The following is a 19,533-nucleotide window of genomic DNA, read 5'->3' as shown; positions in this document are numbered from 1 at the left end:
CTGTCAGACCAACAGCAGTCCCGATACTTCTAAAATTGGACATGATCCATACCTTCCTTTTTGGTTTAACAAATAGTCGTACGGAAGGGTTTAAGCACAGCTCGTTCCATGATTGTTAAGCTGTTGAAGTTCTGATATAAAATATGCGGCTGATTTCACCTGTGTAAAAAATATGGACGCTTTTTAAGGGTGCTGTATTGAAAACTTAACAGCTTGAATCAAACCGGCCTCTTATTCTCCCGATAAAACCGAAATATCTCCTTCAGCGGCCGCTTCGGCTCAAACCCGAATTCATTAACAAACGCCCGCCCGTCAATCACCACCGGGTATTTGAAGAATGCCATCAGGTAAGACGGAAAACTCTTCAACTTCAATGTGCCGAGTATCATCTTCGGAACCATTGGTGGAATAGAGGGCACCTGAATTCGTTTGCAGCCACAAAGCTTGAGCGCGTGCTGATAGGCCACCCAGTCCTGCGGCGCCACGTTGTATACGCCACGTGTCGGTTTTTTATACGCCAGGACAATGGCATCGGCCATGTCATCGATATGGATAAACTGCATCATCGGAGAGAAGCCCGCCAACACCGGAGCGCGTTCGCTGGCCAGCAGGGTACTGATGGTGTTGCGCACGCCCGGGCCCACGATATTGCAGGGTCGCAAAATGGTGATATTCAGTTCCGGGTAGCGCCAAAGGTAGATGTTAGCGAGGTTCTCCAGTTCCACGGAGTCAATCAGATCGGCGCTGAGTCCGGCGCTCTTGAGCGGGGCTGCTTCATCAATGAGTGCGGGGTTGTAGGCCACGGCTCCGTAGACGTGAAACGTCGAGAGCACCACCACCCGCTTGATGCCATATTTGTGGCTCAGGTCCAGTAGTTTCTGGGTGCCCAGTACATTGGCGTTATAGCGCCGCATACGGGTGAGCTGGCTGGACATGATCCGGCCCATATGAATCACGCCATCAAACTGGTAACGCCGGAACAGATCCTCAAATACCCGCTTGTTGAAATCGATGCAGTAGCTGGGAATGTCGTCCCCAAGGTAGACCTGTTCCCGGAAATCCACAGCGACCAGGTCGCAGGTATCCCGAAGCTGTTCGATGACCTGTTGGGCGAGGGCGCCGGCGGCGCCGGTAATCAGGATGTGTGGTCTGCGTTGTTCGGTCATCAGAAAAGCCTTTTCCTTTCGCTCAGTCCCTTGTCGATCAGCCGGCTGATCTCCGCCTTGACCTTCTCCACCCGTTCGGTGACCTGTTCTTCCGGGATTTCCAGATCGTCAAAGTACATCGGCGCTCCGAAGTTCAGGTGTACCTTTGCCGGCAGCACCACGGGCATGGCCACCGGCGCGTAGGGGATGCCCAGGGCCTTTGCCAGGGGCTTGATGTTGGCGATGGCCGGGATGGTCTCCTCGCAGCCCACCACGCCGACGGGCACGATCGGTGCCTTGTACTTCATGGCCAGATGCATGAAGCCGTTACCGAAACGTTTGAGCTGGTAGCGGTCCTGGTAGAGTTTTCCGGAGCCGCGCACGCCCTCGGGGAACACGATGACGGCTTCATCGTTGGCGAGCATCTTGGCGCAGTTCACCGGGTCTCCGAGCACAGCGCCCACTTCATTCAACAAGTTGCCCAGCCAGGGCACGGTCGGAAAAAAGCGTTCAATCATCGCCCTTGGAATACGGGCGTCTTTTTCCCGCGAGGCGAGGGCATAGCCAATCAGCAGACCGTCGATGGGTAGCTGCCCGCTGTGATTGGCGATAATCAGCACTGGCCCATCCGCGGGGATGTTCTCGACGCCGTGCGCCTGTACACGGAAATACTTCTCGTAAATCTGTTTGGTGAGCGAAAGCCCGTATTTCATGGCTTCGTTGTTGTAGCCCCAGGGGTCGTAGCCCAGGCTCCCGATGGGTTTGCGAATGCGGTTGATGTGTTCGTTCAGTTCCGCGGGAACCAGTCGGGTTTTGAGAAACGATGCCAGGCTCATGATTTCCTTCCGATGAATACGCCTAATGTGTGGCTTTGCCCGTTATTGAGCACCCGATAATCGCTGGCGGCATTGGCGGTTTCGACGCACAGCATGGACTGCCAGGCCGTATCCGGAAAATCCGACAGCTTTGCCGCTTTCGCAGGACCAGGGTTCCAGACGACGGTCGAGTCGCTGCCCACGGCGGAGAGCTTGCGGCCAGTTTGGGGTGTTACAATGGAGAGGGTTTCGCCACTTTCGTAGATCCGGTCAGTTTCCCCGGCGAAATACACGGGGCCTTCCTGGTTGCGGTATTCCCAATTATCCAGCGTGTCGATGTACTGGCTGTTTCCGAGGCCCAGCACTCGAGTGCGGGTTATGTCGCTGGTGGGCAAGTACGTGTGTAGTGCCTGGGTGAAGGCGAGGGGATCGTTGCCCAGGTTTGTGGTGGTCAGCGCTAGCTGGCAGCCCCGGATGGAAAAGCTGAAAGTGAGCAGGGCGAGCGCATGGCCGAGCCAGATATCGCTGAAATCTTCATTGGCATCCAGGGAAAGGCTGATTTCCACTTCGTGTGCGTTTTCCCGGACATCCTCCAGTTTCCAGAGCGCAGTGCGGGCAAATCCGTGGGCTTTGTCGGTTTGGATCCGTTTCCGCACTTCCGGTGCATTGCGGGCGGGATCGCCGAACCAGGGCCAGCAGACCGGAATGCCGCCCCGGATGGCGCGGCCAGGTTCGTATCGAGCGGTTGGGCTCATCCAAAGCCAGTCAGATTCGTCCTGGGGCTTGAAGCTTGCCAGGTGGGCGCCCTGGAGAAACAGGGTGGCCTGGAACAAAGGGTGGTGTACCTCAAGGGCTTCCAGTTGCCCGATCGTTTTCCAGCGCGTGAAGGACCATTGGCCCGGCGAAAGTGAGAGCGGTGGCCTGTTACTGCTTTCTGACATGGTTATCTACTGAGTGAAACCGGTTAAGTGTATTTGCCTACACAGAGAGTAAATTAAAACTGCCGCTCGGGCGAGAATTACGCCTAAAATACGCTCAAATTGCGTACGAGGTCCGCCCATGGAAACGCCGGTAATTGCGCTTCTTCATAATCCGTTGAAGACGTCTGTTCATGATCCCCTGGTCATGCCTTTGCATAAGGCGCAGGACGCTGTAGCGGGTAGTGATGTGGAGTCAATGGGCCAGGCGCAGGATCGATGCGAACCTGTGTCCGAGGCCTGGCTGGATGAACTGGCTTTGGGGTTGAGCGAGCATGGCTGGATGTCGCTGGACGTCCGGGCCAGGCTGGGCGATAACCTGCTGGCGGCATTGAAGCAGGAAGTGCAGATTCTGGATCGTACCGATGCCATGAAAAAAGCCGGCATCGGGCGCGGCAATGATCTGGTGCGCGACCGCTCGGTGCGGCGCGACAAGATCGCCTGGTTGCAGGGTGTCACGGCGCCTCAGGCTGCGTTGTTCGAATTCTTCGAAGTGATTCGCGAGGGGCTGAACCAGAGGCTGTTTCTGGGCCTGAAGCGATTCGAAACCCATTATGCGACCTACCACTCCGGTGATTTCTACAAACAGCACCTGGACAGCTTTCGGGGCAGGGCGTCTCGAGTGGTGAGCCTGGTGTTGTATCTGAACGAAGATTGGCAGTCCTCCGACGGCGGAGCCCTTCAGGTGTTTAATCGAGACAACGACCATGAAGTATGCGGGACCGTGTTGCCCGAGGCAGGGCGCATGGCTTTGTTCATGAGCGAAGAGGTTCCTCACGAGGTGTTGCCGGCAAACCGAACCCGTTACAGTCTGGCCTGTTGGTTCCGCCAGGATGAGGTGCCGCTGCCCTTGTAAGGCGGATACCGGCGGGCGTGCTGATTTGTCATTGTAGTGTGCAAACCCTTTTGCTAATATGCGCGCCGCTTTCAGGGAATTGTCCTGAAGCGCCGTTATGGTGGCTCCATTGGTGCCTCCGCAACATGAAACCGTGAACCCGGTCAGGCCCGGAAGGGAGCAGCCGCAGCGGTGGAATTGTGTGCCGGGGTGTCGCTGATGGAGTCACCCCCAGTTTTCCTCTCCCGCAATGCACATCCTCATTTTCTTCCGATACCTCGCTGATAGAGCTACCTTTTCCTCTCTGATTCGGGATCAACTCTGCTTCTTATAACTCTGTGTCCATGCTAAGGTTAAACCCGTTTTTCACTGCAGTTGGCGGAACATGAGCTACCAGGTACTTGCCCGTAAATGGCGCCCACGCACCTTCGAGGACATGGTGGGCCAGGAACACGTGCTCCAGGCGTTGATTCACGCCCTGGAAAGCCAGCGTCTCCATCACGCTTATCTGTTCACGGGGACCCGTGGGGTAGGCAAGACGACGATTGGCCGGCTGCTTGCCCGCTGCCTGAACTGCGAAACCGGTGTTACTCCCAATCCCTGCGGTGAATGCTCCAGCTGTCAGGAGATACAGGAAGGCCGGTTTGTGGACCTGATCGAGATCGACGCCGCGTCCCGGACGGGCGTCGATGATATGCGTGAACTGACCGATAACGTCCAGTACTCGCCCACTCGTGGCCGCTACAAGGTGTACCTCATTGACGAGGTGCATATGCTGACCAATCAGTCGTTCAATGCCTTCCTGAAGACCCTTGAAGAGCCACCGGAACACGTCAAGTTCCTGTTGGCCACCACCGATCCGCAGAAGCTGCCGGTGACTGTGCTTTCCCGGTGTCTGCAGTTTAACCTCAAACGTATGACCCCAGAGCACATCGCAGGTCATCTCCGGCATGTGCTGGGTGTCGAGGAGATTCCGTTCGAGGAACCGGCTCTGTGGCTTCTGGCCCGCGCCGCCGATGGCAGTATGCGCGATGCCTTGAGCCTGACCGACCAGGCCATCGCCTTTGGCAACCAGAAGCTGTCGGCCAGTGATGTCAGCAATATGCTGGGCACGATCGATCAGCGGGATATTGAGCGCATTGTGAATGCCCTCGCTGAAGGCGACGGCCCGGCCTTGCTGGCGGAGATCAGCCGGATTTCAGACTTTGCGCCCGATTACAGTGTGATCCTTGCCGATCTGCTATCGCTCTTTCACAGGGTTACCATGGAGCAGGTGGTTCCGGGCAGTGCCGATAACGCCCTTGGTGATGCAGAGCAGGTCCAGGCCCTGGCACGCAAGCTCAGCGCCGAGGATGCCCAGCTTTTCTATCAGTCTGCGCTGATCGGTCGGAAAGACCTTACCATTACGCCCGATGCCCGGATGGGTTTCGAAATGACCCTGCTCCGGATGCTTGCCTTCCGCCCCGGGGCTGACCGGCGCGAGCCGCCCGCAATAAGCTCGGGTGGACAGACGACTGCCTCGGAGCCTCGGGATGAGCCCGACCCGGCGCCGACACCGCAGACAGCACTGAAACAGCCCGAACCGCAGCCGCCACGCTCTGAGCCGGCACCGGAAGCGGCGGCGCAGCAGGCTCAAGAGACCATCGACGTTCCCGCAGAGCCAGAGCCAGAGCCTGAACCTGAACCTGAACCGGAGCCCCAGGAGGCTCCGCCCTTGGTGGAAGAGGACGCATCCTGGCTGGCAAGTCTGGATGCCCAGGCTGAGGCGGCTGGAGAGTATGAAGAGAGCTATCCTTTAAGTGATGAGGCCTCTGTTACAGAAGAGCCAGCGCCTGAGGTTGCCGCCGAGCCGGCTGTCCAGCCCGCGCCGGCTCCGGAACCAGCTTTTGCAGAGCTTGAGCCAGAGCGAGATTCAGTGGCCGACTCTACTGCTGAACCGGAGGGCGAGTTTGTCTGGCACCGCGACTTCCGGAGTCTTGGCATTGTTGGTATGCCCGGTAATCTCGCAAGTCACGGCGCCATGGCGCGGGACGGCGATGTGATCACTCTGACCATCGATGAGGGGCACGCCAGGCTGTTGAACAGCCGGCATGAGGAAAAAATTCTGGCTGCCTTGAGAAACCGCTTTGGCGACTCCATTCAGTTACGTACAGAGCAGGGCGATCCCGGGCCGCACACCCCGGCTGCCTACGAGGAGCGACAGCGAAAGGCGCGCCAGAAAGCGGCGGAGGCGTCCATTCACCAGGATCCGGTCGTAAAGTCTATTGTTGAACGATTCGAGGCCCGGGTAGTCGAAGAAAGTATCCGGCCGGCAGAAACAAGCAGGAGATAAGATATGATGAACAATATGGGCGACATGATGAAAAAAGCCCAGCAGATGCAGGAAGAAATGCAGAAGGCCCAGGAAGAAATCGCCAAGGCAGAAGTGACGGGCGAAGCCGGTGCCGGGCTGGTCAAAGTCACCATGAATGGCCGTCACGACGTTCGTAAAGTGGACATCGACCCATCTCTGATGTCTGAGGAAAAGGATATTCTCGAAGATCTTCTGGCAGCCGCGGTGAACGATGCCGTAAGGCGCGTTGAGGAAAATCAGAAAGAGAAGATGTCCGGTATGATGTCGGGCATGGGCCTGCCGCCCGGTTTCAAGATGCCGTTCTGAATTTTATCCTGCAGTCGTTTGAGGACCTTTCATGGCGTTCAGCCCCTTGGTTGATGAGCTTGTAGAATCCCTTCGTTGCCTTCCTGGAGTTGGCCAGAAGACTGCCCAGCGCATGGCTTTCCATTTGCTGGAACGTGGCCGTTCCGGCGGCACCCGGCTTTCCGAGGCGCTGAGCCGGGCCATGAACGGTGTCCGGCGCTGCGAAAGCTGTCAGAACTTCGCGGACACCGAAATCTGCGGCATCTGTGAAAATCCTCAAAGGCGCACCGGCACCCTTTGTGTGGTAGAAAGTCCCTCGGATCTTCTGGCCATTGAGCAGGCTGGTGACTATCGGGGAAGCTACTTCGTTTTGATGGGGCACCTTTCACCCATTGATGGCGTGGGGCCGGAAGAAATTGGTATCGAACGCCTGCTGAAGCGTATCCGCGATGAGGGTGTAACGGAACTGATCCTGGCGACTAACCCGACCGTGGAAGGCGAGGCGACGGCCCACTACATCGCCGATCGTCTTGATGGCCAGGGAATCCTGATTACCCGGCTGGCCCACGGCATTCCCGTTGGTGGAGAGTTGGGCTATGTTGACGGATTTACCCTGACTCACGCATTCCGCGGCCGTAAGCCGCTGTCCGACTGAACCTGACCGAATAACCCTACCAGGCCCGTTTATGGATATTTCCGCCCAGTCCGCTGCGGCTGTTGACGTTCCCCCGGCCCCGGCCAGCATTCACTGGATCCGCGAGCCGGAAGCGCTGGACCAATGGCTGGATCGCGCACCGGGCAAGCCTCTGGCTCTGGACACTGAATTTGAGCGGGTAAACACCTTTTACCCGATACCCGGATTGGTTCAACTGGGCCTTAATGGTGACTTTTGCCTGGTGGACCCTGTCGTTGCCGAACAATCCCGACGTTTCCGGGAAGTCCTGGCGGACCCGGATACGCCAAAGCTCCTTTACGCAATGAGCGAAGACCTGGAACTGTTTCGCCAGTGGCTCAATCTCCAGCCTGCCGGTGTGATCGATCTTCAAATCGGCGCCGCGATGGCTGGAGCCGGGTTTTCCCTGGGTTACGCGAGACTGGTGGAAACCCTGTTCGGCGAGACCCTGGACAAGTCCGCCACCCGTTCTGACTGGCTGGCAAGGCCGTTAAGCGATGCCCAGCAGCGCTACGCGATTGACGATATCCGTTTTCTTGAGCCCATGTACCAATGGGTCAGCGAATTATTGCGCCATCGCGGACTGGAGGCGGCGCTGGTTGAGGAATCGGCACGTTTTGCCCATGAGCTGGCGGGGCAGGAAGATCCGGAGAACCACTACCTCAAACTTCGGGGTGGATGGACCCTTTCGGCTCAGCAACAGGGGGTGCTCAGGGAACTGGTGCGCTGGCGGGAGCTGGAATGCCAGCGGCGGGACCGGCCCCGAAACCGCGTGTTGGCCGATGCTTTATTGATCGCCATTGCGGAAAGGCTGCCAGGCTCCCCAAAGGAGCTTTCCAACATTCAGGGGCTGCCGTCGGGTGCGGTTCGTCGTTACGGCGATACCCTGATTGAGCTTGTTAGCCGGGGATCGACCGCGGATAATTCCTCCCTTGAGAGGATTGCACCGCCACTGTCCCGGGATCAGCAGGGGTTCTTCAAGCAATTAAAGCGGCTTTTCAGGAAGGCCGCAGAAGATGCTGATATTCCAATGGAAATGCTCGCGCCGAGAAAGCGTCTTGAAAAGGTTGTGCAGCATCCGGACCTGGCGCAACACGAATTTTTCCAGGGCTGGCGGGCGCAGATTCTCGCGCCGGTTCGCGCTGATATCGAGGAATTATTGAAGTCATGAAAGAGCGGGAATTTGTCTCTGTTTTCCGGAGCAGCAAAAAGAATGATACCTATCTTTTTGTTCGCCGCGGACAGAAGTGGGAAGAGCTTCCCGAAAGCCTTCGGGGTATTTTCGGCCAACCGGTTCATTCCATGGATCTGGTGCTGACACCGGATCGGAGGTTGGCAAGAACCACTGGAAAACAGGTTCTGGAAGCCATCGGTGAGAAAGACTTTTTTCTGCAGATGCCGGAAGAGCAGGAGGGTTACGTGGTGGACTTCAAGCGCACGCTGGATCGTCGCAATCAATGATTGCCCAGGTTCCGTTCTGGCAGCGTAAGCGCCTGCATGAAATGACGCCGGCGGAATGGGAATCCCTCTGCGACGGTTGTGGGAAGTGTTGTCTGAACAAACTGGAAGACGAAGACACCGGTGAGGTTTACCACACCGACCTGGTGTGTCGTTACATGGACGAGGAAACCTGCCAATGCACCGTCTATGAAGAACGGCTGAAGAAAGTGCCGGGCTGCACAGTGCTGACACCGGATACCGTCAGCGACTACCATTGGTTGCCGTATACCTGCGCCTACCGGACGTTGGCTGAAGACAGGCCGCTGGCCGACTGGCATCCTCTGAGAAGCGGAGATCCGAACTCGGTGCACGAGGCAGGCTTTTCGATCCGTCACAAGGTGGTTTTAGAGGACCGGGTGCCGGAAGAAGACTGGGAAGAACACATCATTCACTGGATCCTGTAATGATTGATACTGATGCACAACTGGCCTACGGGATTTTCTGGGCCGCCTACGCCATTGCTTTTGTCGTGTTCTTTTACATGATGAAGAGCTTGATTCGTTTCCTTCCTTTCTATGGGGTCCGGACCCTGATTCTTGCTGCTCTCGTGGCTTTGCTGCTTACCCCGGTAGAATCACCGGACCTCGCCGGTTGGTGGATACCGGCCTGGCTGTTTGGCGGCTACGAAATGATTCTTGGCGATGCGGACGCCTCAGGCCGGGCGCTGTTCAATCTCGGTCTGGCAGGATTGGTGATGCTGCTGGTCTGGGTGCTGGATCTTGTTCGGTATCGTCTCGTTCGCAAGTAATGTGAAAAACTAAAAGAAGAAAAGGATGGATGCCTTGAGAGAGATTACATCGAGATGGTTCGGCCTGTTTGCACTTTGCGTCGCGCTCAGCCTGCCAGCCGGGCTTAACGCCCAGGAGAGTGATGACGTTCAACTGCCAGCGCAGTCGGACGTGCGGATCATTGTCGATATCTCGGGATCCATGAAAGACACCGATCCGGAAAACCTGCGCCAGCCCGCCGTCCGTCTGCTGGCCCGGCTGTTGCCGGAGGGTGCCACGGCTGGTGTCTGGACCTTTGGGCAGTACGTCAACATGCTGGTGCCACACCGGGAGGTGACCGATGAATGGCGGGATATGGCCATCCAGCGCTCAGCGCAGATCAATTCGGTCGCCCTCAGAACCAACCTTGGTGCGGCGATTGAGACCGCAAGCGATGACTATTTCACTGACGGCGATCTGAGTCGCACCCACTTTATACTGCTGACTGATGGCAAGGTCGATATCTCCGAGGATCCGGCGGCCAATACGGCAGAGGAAAATCGGATTCTGGACACGATTGTTGCGGACCTCATAGAACGGGGCGCCACGTTCCACCCGGTAGCTCTGTCCGAAGCTGCCGATACCGACTTTCTGAAAGCCCTGGCGACTGAATCCGGCGGCCGTTTCCAGGTGGCCGATACGGCAGATGCACTGAATCTGGCGTTCCTGCAGGCATTAAACACGGCCGTACCCCAGGAGCAGATTCCTATTGAGGGCAACGGCTTCACTGTCGATGAGGGCGTTCGAGAATTTACCGCCCTGATTTTTTGGGGCGAGTCAGAAACCTCTGCGACCCGTGAGCTCTCAGTGGTTCGCCCGGACGAACAGGTCGTGAATCTCTCTCAATTCCCCAATAATGTCCGGTGGGCAAGGGAAGCCGGTTATGACTTGATTACGGTCAATGAGCCGTTGGCCGGGCAGTGGCGTATCAATGGCGAACTGGGTGAGGGCAGCCGGGTAACGGTGGTCAGTGATCTCCGGATGGTGGTCAATCCTTTGCCGCCCACGTTTACGTCGGAGGAGCCGCTCAATATCAGGGTTGGCTTTTTCGAGGAGCAGGAGAAAATTACCAATCCGGACTTCTTGGGTGTGATTGAGGTCAGCCTCAGCATCACCTCGGAAGATGGCAGGAGCGGAACCAAGGTATTGTCCGGTGAGCAGCCGCCGGAAGATGGCACCTACCGGGATGCCGTAAGTGGTTTGCCAGCTGCAGGCCTCTACACCTTTGATGTGGTCGCCGATGGCCAGACCTTTAGCCGAAAGTTCAGCGCTACCGTCGGGTTTACGGTACCTGAGGGCACAGAGCCGGTTGTGCAGCCAGCGGAGTCGCTGGAGCCTGAGGTAACCGAGCCGGAACCGGCCCCCGAGCAGTCTGAGCCGGAATCGCCAGTGTCCGAGCCGGTGCAATCCGAGCCTGAACCGGCGATTGCATCGCCCATCGATGTGAGTCAGGCCGAGGAGCCCGCACCGGTAACGGAGGAGCCGGAAGAAGCTTCAACTGCCTCCGCCATGCCTTTGTGGATGTATGGCGCAGCAGGCGGTGGTCTCGTGGTGATAGGAGGCCTGGTGTGGTTTGCACTTCGCCAGCGGAAACAACGCCAGCAGGAGCAGGCGGATGCCGCCGCCGAGCGCGAAACGCTGGAGGATCTGCAGGAGGAGCCCGAACCAGAGCCTGTCGCCGAGCTGGAGGAAACGACTGAACCGGACGCTGAGGCGAGTCTCGAACCGAATGACAGCCTTGAGCCAGATGACAGCCTTGAGCTTGACGAGAGTGACGAAGTCGAGGAGATTCCGGAGGTCACCGAAGAGGCACCAGAGGACGATATGTCTGAACTGGAGGCTGTCATTGATGAGCATGAGGCCACTCTGAAAGCGGAAGATGAAGCGCTTGCGGAACCCGAGGTTGAATCGGCCGAAGAGTCGGAAGAGGATATTCCGGTAGCGGATACGCCTGTGGAGGAGGAGCCCGAGGATATAGACGAAGAGATCCCGGAGCTTGAGGATGTCGCCGACCCCTCCGACGCTGACGCGCTGGAAGATGATGACGAGGAAGAGTTCGGGCTTGAGGATTTCGATCTGTCCGAGTTCGACGATTTACCCGATTATGATCAGGGCGAGTCCGGATTGCCCGAAGACGATCCGAAGAAGAAGCCTGATCAGAAAGACCAGAAAAAGTAACCAACAGGAACCAGAGCATGAAGTTTACCGGTACCGAGAAATACGTAGCCACCGATGACCTGCAAATGGCCGTCAACGCAGCAATTGCGCTTCAGCGCCCGCTGTTGATCAAGGGCGAGCCGGGCACCGGGAAAACCCTGCTGGCGGAGGAAATGGCCGCCGGCCTGGGTATGAGACTGATTCCATGGCATATCAAGTCCACTACCAAGGCCCAGCAGGGGCTGTACGAATACGATGCAGTTTCCCGTTTGAGGGACTCCCAGTTGGGTGATGAAAAGGTCAAGGACATCGGCAACTACATCGTAAAGGGCAAGCTCTGGGAGGCTTTTGAGGCCGACGAGCAGGTGGTTCTGCTGATCGATGAGATCGACAAGGCGGACATCGAGTTCCCCAACGATCTCCTGCTGGAACTCGATCGGATGGAGTTCTTTGTCTATGAGACTCAGAAGCTGGTTAAGGCAAAGAAGCGCCCGATCGTGGTGATCACCAGTAACAACGAGAAAGAGCTGCCGGATGCATTCCTGCGCCGTTGCTTCTTCCACTACATCAGCTTCCCGGACCACGACACCATGCAGAATATCGTGGATGTGCACTTCCCGGGTTTGCAGCAGGAAATCGTTCGCGATGCCCTGGAAGTCTTCTTTGATGTGCGCAAGGTCCCGGGCCTGAAGAAGAAGCCGTCCACCTCGGAGTTGATTGACTGGCTGAAACTGCTGATGGCTGACGAGCTGTCGGCAAAAATGTTGCAGGAGAAAGATACCAGCTCGGCGTTGCCACCTCTGTACGGTGCCCTGGTGAAGAATGAGCAGGATGTGCACCTGTTGCAGAAGCTCGCATTCATGGCCCGTCGCCGCAGCTGATTCTCGGCAAGATCATTGGCAAGAGTCACGTTTTATGTTGATTGATTTTTTTCTTGAAGTCCGGCGCGCGAAGGTGCCTGCCAGTCTGAGGGAGTTTCTGGATCTTCTGGAGGCTCTGCAGAAGCGGCTCGCCTTTGCGGATATGGAGGAGTTCTATTACCTCTCCCGTCTTTGCCTGGTCAAGGACGAGCGCCACTTCGACAAGTTTGACCGTGCCTTCCAGGCCTACTTTGAAGGCATCGAAAACCTCGACGATCTGCTGGAAGCCCTGATTCCGGACGACTGGTTGAGGGCGGAGTTCGAGAAGCACCTGTCTGAGGAAGAGAAGGCCAAGATCGATTCTCTGGGAGGCCTAGAGGAGCTGATCGAGACCTTCAAGAAGCGAATGGAGGAGCAGGAAGAGCGTCATGCCGGCGGCAATAAATGGATTGGAACCGGCGGCACCTCACCATTCGGCGCCAACGGCTACAACCCGGAGGGTTTCCGGATCGGCCAGAAGAAAGGTCGCCACGGCAGGGCCGTAAAAGTCTGGGAAAAGCGCGAGTTCAAGGATCTGGACGACAGCGTGACCCTGGGCATCCGCAACATCAAAGTGGCGTTGCGCCGGCTGCGGAAGTTCGCCCGCCAGGGTGCGGCGGACCAGCTGGATATGGACGATACGATCCGTTCGACGGCTCGCAATGCCGGGTATCTGGATCTGAAGATGGTGCCCGAACGACATAACGCCGTGAAGGTGCTGATCTTCTTCGATGTGGGCGGTTCCATGGACCCACACGTTCGTGTCTGTGAGGAGCTGTTCTCGGCCGCACGGCTTGAGTTCAAGCACATGGAATATTTTTACTTCCACAACTTCGTCTATGAAAGTGTCTGGAAGAATAATATCCGCCGGATGAATGAAACCACCAGCACCTGGGATATTCTTCACAAGTACACTCCCGACTATAAAGTGATCTTTGTCGGCGACGCGACGATGGCGCCCTATGAAATTTCCCATCCCGGCGGTTCAATCGAGCACTGGAACGAGGAAGCCGGCGCCACCTGGTTCCAGCGCATATCGGAACACTTCCGCAAGGTTGTGTGGATCAATCCGTTGCCGGAGAGTTACTGGGGTAATGGCGGTTCCTTGGGCATGACCAAGCAACTGGTCAATGATCACATGTACCCGTTGACCGTCGAAGGTCTTGAATCGGCCATGAAGCAGCTGAGTAAATAAAAAAAGCCGATGCGGTTGAGGGCATCGGCAAAGCTCGGCATATCAAGCGGGGTTGCCTGAAGGCACTCCCGCCGCTTTCCAGTGAGCAAATACAGGGCCAGTTGGATTAAAAGCTGTTAAAACAGTCGTTTAAAAATCCGATGGTGCGAATCCTGAACTGCAAACTGTCTCCCGCCCTGAATTCCGTCAAATAACTCGACACTTTTAACTTTCTTCACCTGCCCGACTCGCGTTTCTCATTTGGTGACCTGGATACCGTTCTTGGCGGTTACCAAGTGTTACGCTTTCTGCCGTTCTGTTACAGAAGTTTGCAAGGGTTACAGAAGCAAAAGGGCAGGAGGCTTATGTTCGGCACACAACAACCACAAAGGCGCCGGATAAAACACCGCAGGGTATTCGCCATCGGGTCACTGGTTCTGGCATTGCTGGCTGCTGCGTCTACAGCCGCCGCCGATCTTGACGAGGACCTCGAACGCCTGAGGGCCGAGGTCGCCAGCCATTCCGAGCGCGTATTCGCCCTGGAACAGAAGGTTCTGCATCCAGCCAATACCCGTCTGGCAGTTTTTCTGACACTTCAAAGCCGGGATGCCCTGGATCTTGATTCCGTCGAGCTGTTCGTCAATGGCCAGCCCGTGGCTTCCCACCTGTATTCAGATAGAGAGCGGGCATCGCTTGAGCGCGGCGGAATCCAGCAGTTGTTCACCGGAAACCTGGAAAACGGCGAGCACGAGTTGAAAACGGTTATTACTGCCCGCTCTGCCGATGATGATTTTGTGCGGAGGGAATCCACCCATCGGTTCAGAAAACGCCCCGGCGAGCTCCGTTTGCAGATGAGCCTTGAAGCCCGGGCGCCCGATTACGAGCCTCGGGTTTCTTTCGTGGAGTGGGAGTAGGCCGCCATGATTTTGCGGGTCCTGCTATTTGTGTTGCCTCTGACTGTTTCCGGTTTATCCGTGGCGGCCACGCCGGAGGATGTGCTTTCTGGTCTCAAGCAATTCCGGCAGGCCGGAGAAGTCGGCGTCGATCTTGGGGATGGCCGACAGCAAGCGCTTTATGAAGATGCCGAAAAGGCACGAACCGCGGGCCGTACTGATGAGGCCGGGCGAATCCTGGCCGGCATGAAAGAGGGCTACTGGGCGGCCCTGGGTTACCTCAATCTTGCCAGCGATTATGCGAAAACCGATCTCAACCCGGCCAGGGCGCTGGTTGCTCTGCGGGTGGCGTTAGCCATGTCAGACGGTGATGCCGACTCCGAGCGCAGTCAGCACCTGAAGAATAATCTGCTGGTGCGCGCGGGCTACCTTGCGTACGGGCACGAAGAGTTCGATAAGGCGATTAGTTTTCTGGAGAAGGTCGATCTCGATAGCTTTAACACGCCAAGGGCGCTTTACCTTCATGGCCTGGCCCTGGCAGAGAAGGGCAATCACCGGGCCGCCATGCAGAGCTGGCACCGGGCCAGGAAGTATCCGTTGGCGTATCCCGGGGTTGCCGACGCCTGGATTGGCATGGGGCGTGGCTACGATCTTTCCGGCTACCTCGGACAGGCCGGAGAAGCCTACCTTGCCGCCAACGCTGCGTTCGAGAGTGAGCGGGTCACCCTTCGCAAACTGGCCGGAAAGATTCGGGAACAGGGGGCCTATAAAACCCTGGTGGAAGATGCCCGGGAAACCGGAATCGACTGGTTCTTGGCCGACAGCCGTACACTGACCCAGCCGCGGATGGCCTACCTTCTGGGTTTTATGGAAGACCCGAATGCCCAGAGAGCCACGGGGAGGGTGGCAGCCCTTCGCTCTATGGCGGTAAAACTTGAACGCTACGGTCACGATCTGGAGGTATTTCAGGAAGCTCTGACAGAACAGCTGATCGGCATCCATCAGCAGGACACCGAGCAAAGCACCGCCGACCTTTCTTTGCGGGGGGAAGAGCTTGCTACACGGTTGCAAAGCGTTGCGGATAAGGCAGCGCCTGGCCAGCAAGCCCCTATCGAGGCTCTCCAGATAACCCTCAAAGACGCCCAGACCCGATTGAGTCAGGTCCGGAGTAACGTTTCAGGGCAATCGGGAACCCTGGAACGGTTACGTCGCTCAGTCATGGCACTGAAAGAGCGCAACGATGCGCTGTCAGCGTCTGTTCGTCAGTTGCTTGGAGCGTCTGAGGCGGCGCTGGACGACCTGGCACTGAATTATGTCGAAGCCAGGGACCAGCAGATGGCCTTCGCACTGGACAAAACCGAGCAGCAGATTGCCCACCTGTATGAGTATCTCGCCCTTCAGAACCTGGAGGAAGCACAGCCATGATCCGGTCGATAAACAGCCTTTGTCTTTGCTTACTCATGGTTGCGCCGGCCATGGCCCAGGAATCCTTCCGTGTGGAGCTCGGCCGGGACGGCGAAACCATCGGAGATATGCGTCCGGTTTTCCTGACCTTTGAAAGCAGGCCTATGCCGGCAATCTCGCCTTCGGAAGTTGCCCGCCGTTATCACCGCCTGTTCAGGACGTCCGACGAGCCGGAGGTGCGGATTGATGCCCTCAATCGCCTCAGCAATATCCGGGACCGGTCAGGGGAAGATGTTGGATTGTCTCCGGCTGAAGAAGAGCAGGTCTACAGCGAAGCAATCAGCAGTTACGAGTCCATTCTGGCGCGGGGCTCTTACGGCGGGCGGCTGGATGAGCTGCTTTACCAGATGGCCAAGGCTCATGCCCTGACCGGGCAGCAGGAACCTTCTATCCAGAGGTTGAAACAGCTGGTGGGGCTGTACCCGGAATCGCCTCTGGTACCGGAGGCCCGGTTCCGGTTGGCGGAATCCGCCTTTGCCGCTGGTCAATACGCTGAGGCGGAGAGCGGCTACCGGCAACTGATTGAATCCGACGACAGCGGAGAATTCAGCGCCAAAGCCAGATACATGCTTGGTTGGAGCCAGTTCAAACAGGGGCCGTCTGCGTGGGACCGGGCTTCAGCAACCTTTGTCGAGGTTCTTGATGAGTTCCTGCCACAGGAGCAAAGCCTCGAGTCAGTCAGGGAATCCAGTGTTGATACCATCGACGACACCTTCCGGGTTCTGGCATTGATGGCGGCCCGAAATAGTGGGCCGCAAACCCTCATTTCGTGGCTGGATATTGAGCGCCCGCGCCCCTGGGAGCACCTTCTGTTCGACCGGCTCGCGGACTACTACGCCATTCTGGGCGAGACCAAATCGAGTGTCGCCGCCAATCGAGCGTTCATTGAGTATTCCCCCAATCATCATTCCATCCCCGCCTTCCGCTTGCAGGTGGTGGATGTCTGGCAAGCGGCGGGTGACGCTGAACGGGTTCGTGCTGCCCGCGCCCGATTCGTCGAGAGCTATAGCGAGGATTCCGCCTACGCTAACTTGAATGCGGACCAGCAGGACAAGTGGCGTAGTTACAGCAGGCGTCTGGCAGATTATCACTACGACCTCGGCACCCGCTCTGTAGAACGGGGCCGGGTGGCAAGTGCCGAGTCTGCCTTTGCACGGGCGGCCGTTTACTATGAAGGGCTGGCGTCGCGTGTCGGTCGGACTGGGGAGGTCTTGCGCCTGGCCGGTGATGCCCGCCTGCAGGCAGGGGATGCTGGGAACGCGTTGGCGAACTTTCGCAAGGCAGCCTATGAAGCGCCCGGTTACAGTGAGGCGGCTGATGCTGCCTGGGCTGCCGTCACCCTGTTGAGGGATGGCGTCAACCAACAGCCGAAGACGCCCGCATTCAGACCTGCACTGCAGGACCTTTCAGACGAAGCCAATCGTTTTACCGGGCGATTTTCGGGTGATACCCGAAGTTCTGGCTTGATGGCAGATCTGGCAGCTCGGTGGCTGACGGCCGGCGATCATGAGCTGGCACTGCATTACGCCTCGCAGGTTCTTACCGCCCGGGTGGCATCGCCGGAAGAGCAATACGCGGCATGGCAGGTAACGGCGCGGATCCGTCAGAAAGAAGGCGACTATGGCCTGGCGGAACGTGCCTGGAATCAGGCGCTGGATCTGGCCGAAAGCGATCAGATCAAAGGCGTTACAGGCGAGCAGCTAGCTGCCATTCGCGGGCAACTGGCGACGGCTGTCTATCGCCAGGGGGAAGTGGCAGCATCGAATGGCAGGCTCGCAGAGGCTGTGGGCCATTTCCGGCGGGTTGACTCAGTGCTACCCGGCTCGGAAATCGCCATCCGGGCACGCTATGACGCCGCCAACACGTTGCTCAAGGCATCAGACTGGACAGCCGCTGTTGTCGATCTGCAGGAGTTCCGCACCGACCATCCTCAGCATGAGCTGGCGGCGGGTATCAGTGAGAAGCTGGTACACGCCTGGATGCAGTCCGATCAACCGACCCAGGCGGCATCAGAATTGCTCCAGGCCGCTGATAATCATGCCAATCCCTGGCAACTTAAGCTACGTGCTGCGGAACTGTTGAGTGAAGCCGGAAATCTAGCAGAGCGGAATGCTCTGTACAGGGATTACCTTGCAACCGGCCCAAAGGCCGGCGACGGATCTGAGCATGAGCAGCTCCAGATATTTCGCTATCGCCTGGTAGAAACCGGTGACGATCCGGATGGCTGGCGGCAAGCGCTGGTCCAGGCAGAGCTCGACAGCGCCTGGCACAGTGCCGCAACACTTGAGTGGGCATCCCGGTCTTCGCTGGTGCTTGGTGCCCGTGCCGCTGCAGCGTTTACCAGCATCAGCCTGAGTCAGCCCCTGGCGCAATCACTGGACCGCAAGCAGAAGGCGCTGGAGACCGCGCGACAGAGATTCCTGGATGCCGAAGCCCTGGGCGGCGAGCGCGTTTTGTCTGAGTCGTTGTTCCGCAGGGCAGAGCTCTACCGTGGGCTGGCCAAGGACCTGATGTCCTCAGCCGCACCTGCGGACCTGAATGAGCTCGAGGCCATGCAGTACCAGATGCTGCTGGAGGAAGAGGCTTATCCGTTCGAAGAGAAGGCCATTGAACTGCACACTGCAAACCACCGCCGGATCACATCTGAGGGCTATGACGCCTGGATCGGGCGAAGCCTTGGCGTTCTTGCGGAACTGCACCCGGGACGTTACGAGCGGAGTGTCAAGTGGCTCAGCTGGAACATGGAGTCTAACGATGGCGTGTAAACCGTTGCTGAGGACAGGGCTGCTCTGGGCACTGCTGTTGGTGTTCCTGGCCGGTTGTGCCGGGCAGGAAGTCCGACAGCCAGAGGCACCGGTCCAGACCGATCCGGAACTGGCGGCAAACTATGAAAAGGAAGGCCGGGCGGCTTTTGAAGAAGGTCGCAAAGGTGCCGCTGTGAAAGCCTGGCGCAAAGCCGTGGAGTTGGACCCGACCAATGCCGTGACCGTGAACAATCTTGCGCTGGTCTTGAAGGACCAGTACCGGTTTGCCGAAGCGGCCAAACTATTGGAAACAGGTATCAGCCATTCACCGGAGGTGGCGGAATTGCATTTCAACCTGGCCGTGATCGCCGAGCTTTATCTGCTTGACCTGGAAATCGCCCTTGAGCATTACCACCGCTACCGGGAGCTGACGGAAGAAGACGACCAGCAGGTGGCCGGCTGGATTGCGGACCTGGAACGGAGGCTGGAGTAAATGGTTGATACGCGGAAATTCGCCAGAGTTATTGTTAACGCACTGATGTTCGTGGGCCTTCAGGTGCTGTTCCTCAACCAGGCCCACGCGGATCAGGGCGACACTGTCCGACTCAGTGTTGAGGGCCTGTCTGCAAGTCTTGGCGAAGACGAGCCCCGGGTACTTTACATACTGCCCTGGCAAGCGCCGACCCTGCCAAGACGACCAAGGGCAGATCTGAATGACCGGGCGCCGGAATTGGTCCGGCCGGCTGATCCGGTCGCCCTGGAGCGCCATCGTCTGTTTCGCGAAAACCTTAATCCTCTGATCCTGAGTCCCTTCGGAGACTCAGCCGTCACTGAGCAGCAATAACCGGAGAA

19 protein-coding genes and 1 other RNA gene are annotated in these 19,533 nt (G+C 57.7%); 17 read left to right on the top strand and 3 right to left on the bottom strand.

All coding sequences use genetic code 11. The annotated features are described in order from the left end of the window. Positions 1-218 precede the first annotated feature (218 nt). Genes FMN52_RS02795 through FMN52_RS02785 form a run of 3 tightly spaced genes read right to left on the bottom strand, consistent with a single transcriptional unit; the run spans position 219 to position 2,901 of the window. Positions 219-1,166 carry an SDR family oxidoreductase gene (locus FMN52_RS02795; protein WP_148607198.1) on the bottom strand — a complete coding sequence of 316 codons (948 nt, stop codon included), beginning with the start codon at positions 1,164-1,166 and terminating at the stop codon, positions 219-221. Then, positions 1,166-1,981, bottom strand: coding sequence for a lysophospholipid acyltransferase family protein (locus FMN52_RS02790; RefSeq protein ID WP_148607197.1), 816 nt, complete (start codon positions 1,979-1,981; stop codon positions 1,166-1,168). Before FMN52_RS02790 ends, FMN52_RS02795 begins: the two co-directional genes overlap by 1 nt. Continuing rightward, the gene (locus tag FMN52_RS02785) at positions 1,978-2,901 is read right to left on the bottom strand and encodes a D-hexose-6-phosphate mutarotase (protein ID WP_148607196.1); all 924 of its coding nucleotides are present in this window, start codon (positions 2,899-2,901) and stop codon (positions 1,978-1,980) included. The genes FMN52_RS02790 and FMN52_RS02785 overlap by 4 nt, the downstream gene beginning before the upstream one ends. A gap of 118 nt (positions 2,902-3,019) precedes the next feature. Between FMN52_RS02785 and FMN52_RS02780 the strand changes: the two genes are divergently transcribed. The 17 genes from FMN52_RS02780 to FMN52_RS02700 all read left to right on the top strand — a co-directional run bounded on the left by FMN52_RS02780 (position 3,020) and on the right by FMN52_RS02700 (position 19,525). Further along, entirely contained in the window at positions 3,020-3,793 is a 774-nt protein-coding gene (locus tag FMN52_RS02780) for a 2OG-Fe(II) oxygenase (RefSeq protein WP_148607195.1), read from the top strand. A gap of 107 nt (positions 3,794-3,900) precedes the next feature. Beyond that, an RNA gene (gene ffs / locus FMN52_RS02775) (signal recognition particle sRNA small type) lies at positions 3,901-3,997 on the top strand. 160 nt (positions 3,998-4,157) lie between these two features. After that, positions 4,158-6,104, top strand: a complete 1,947-nt coding sequence (dnaX, locus tag FMN52_RS02770; RefSeq protein WP_148607194.1) for a DNA polymerase III subunit gamma/tau — start codon at positions 4,158-4,160, stop codon at positions 6,102-6,104. 3 nt (positions 6,105-6,107) lie between these two features. Further along, positions 6,108-6,431, top strand: a complete 324-nt coding sequence (locus tag FMN52_RS02765) for a YbaB/EbfC family nucleoid-associated protein (RefSeq protein WP_148607193.1) — start codon at positions 6,108-6,110, stop codon at positions 6,429-6,431. A gap of 31 nt (positions 6,432-6,462) precedes the next feature. Further along, positions 6,463-7,065 (top strand): recombination mediator RecR, encoded by a 603-nt coding sequence (gene recR / locus FMN52_RS02760; protein ID WP_148607192.1) that lies wholly within the window; start codon positions 6,463-6,465, stop codon positions 7,063-7,065. Positions 7,066-7,096: 31 nt separating this feature from the next. Beyond that, entirely contained in the window at positions 7,097-8,254 is a 1,158-nt protein-coding gene (locus FMN52_RS02755; protein ID WP_148607191.1) for an HRDC domain-containing protein, read from the top strand. Continuing rightward, complete coding sequence (locus tag FMN52_RS02750) at positions 8,251-8,544, top strand: YcgL domain-containing protein (RefSeq protein WP_148607190.1); 294 nt, start codon at positions 8,251-8,253, stop codon at positions 8,542-8,544. The genes FMN52_RS02755 and FMN52_RS02750 overlap by 4 nt, the downstream gene beginning before the upstream one ends. After that, positions 8,541-8,987: a YcgN family cysteine cluster protein gene (locus tag FMN52_RS02745; protein WP_148607189.1), complete on the top strand. Its 447-nt coding sequence runs from the start codon at positions 8,541-8,543 to the stop codon at positions 8,985-8,987. Before FMN52_RS02750 ends, FMN52_RS02745 begins: the two co-directional genes overlap by 4 nt. Continuing rightward, positions 8,987-9,331, top strand: coding sequence for a hypothetical protein (locus FMN52_RS02740; protein ID WP_148607188.1), 345 nt, complete (start codon positions 8,987-8,989; stop codon positions 9,329-9,331). Before FMN52_RS02745 ends, FMN52_RS02740 begins: the two co-directional genes overlap by 1 nt. A gap of 25 nt (positions 9,332-9,356) precedes the next feature. Further along, the gene (locus FMN52_RS02735; protein ID WP_148607187.1) at positions 9,357-11,528 is read left to right on the top strand and encodes a VWA domain-containing protein; all 2,172 of its coding nucleotides are present in this window, start codon (positions 9,357-9,359) and stop codon (positions 11,526-11,528) included. Positions 11,529-11,545: 17 nt separating this feature from the next. Beyond that, positions 11,546-12,388: a MoxR family ATPase gene (locus tag FMN52_RS02730; protein ID WP_148607186.1), complete on the top strand. Its 843-nt coding sequence runs from the start codon at positions 11,546-11,548 to the stop codon at positions 12,386-12,388. Between the two features lie 34 nt (positions 12,389-12,422). Then, positions 12,423-13,601: a VWA domain-containing protein gene (locus tag FMN52_RS02725; protein WP_148607185.1), complete on the top strand. Its 1,179-nt coding sequence runs from the start codon at positions 12,423-12,425 to the stop codon at positions 13,599-13,601. Between the two features lie 344 nt (positions 13,602-13,945). Further along, positions 13,946-14,494 carry an AraC family transcriptional regulator gene (locus FMN52_RS02720; protein ID WP_240339373.1) on the top strand — a complete coding sequence of 183 codons (549 nt, stop codon included), beginning with the start codon at positions 13,946-13,948 and terminating at the stop codon, positions 14,492-14,494. 6 nt (positions 14,495-14,500) lie between these two features. Continuing rightward, positions 14,501-15,898 carry a hypothetical protein gene (locus FMN52_RS02715; protein ID WP_148607184.1) on the top strand — a complete coding sequence of 466 codons (1,398 nt, stop codon included), beginning with the start codon at positions 14,501-14,503 and terminating at the stop codon, positions 15,896-15,898. Further along, positions 15,895-18,702 (top strand): outer membrane protein assembly factor BamD, encoded by a 2,808-nt coding sequence (gene bamD, locus FMN52_RS02710; RefSeq protein ID WP_148607183.1) that lies wholly within the window; start codon positions 15,895-15,897, stop codon positions 18,700-18,702. Before FMN52_RS02715 ends, bamD begins: the two co-directional genes overlap by 4 nt. Next, entirely contained in the window at positions 18,692-19,174 is a 483-nt protein-coding gene (locus FMN52_RS02705; protein WP_148607182.1) for a hypothetical protein, read from the top strand. Before bamD ends, FMN52_RS02705 begins: the two co-directional genes overlap by 11 nt. After that, on the top strand, positions 19,175-19,525 hold the full coding sequence (locus FMN52_RS02700) for a hypothetical protein (RefSeq protein WP_148607181.1): 351 nt from the start codon (positions 19,175-19,177) through the stop codon (positions 19,523-19,525). Positions 19,526-19,533: the final 8 nt, after the last annotated feature.

The sequence above is a fragment of the Marinobacter sp. BW6 genome (assembly GCF_008107725.1).
Classification (GTDB): Bacteria; Pseudomonadota; Gammaproteobacteria; order Pseudomonadales; family Oleiphilaceae; genus Marinobacter.
The sequence above is the reverse complement of the archived record's forward strand: the minus strand, read 5'-3'. Positions and strand labels throughout refer to the sequence as shown.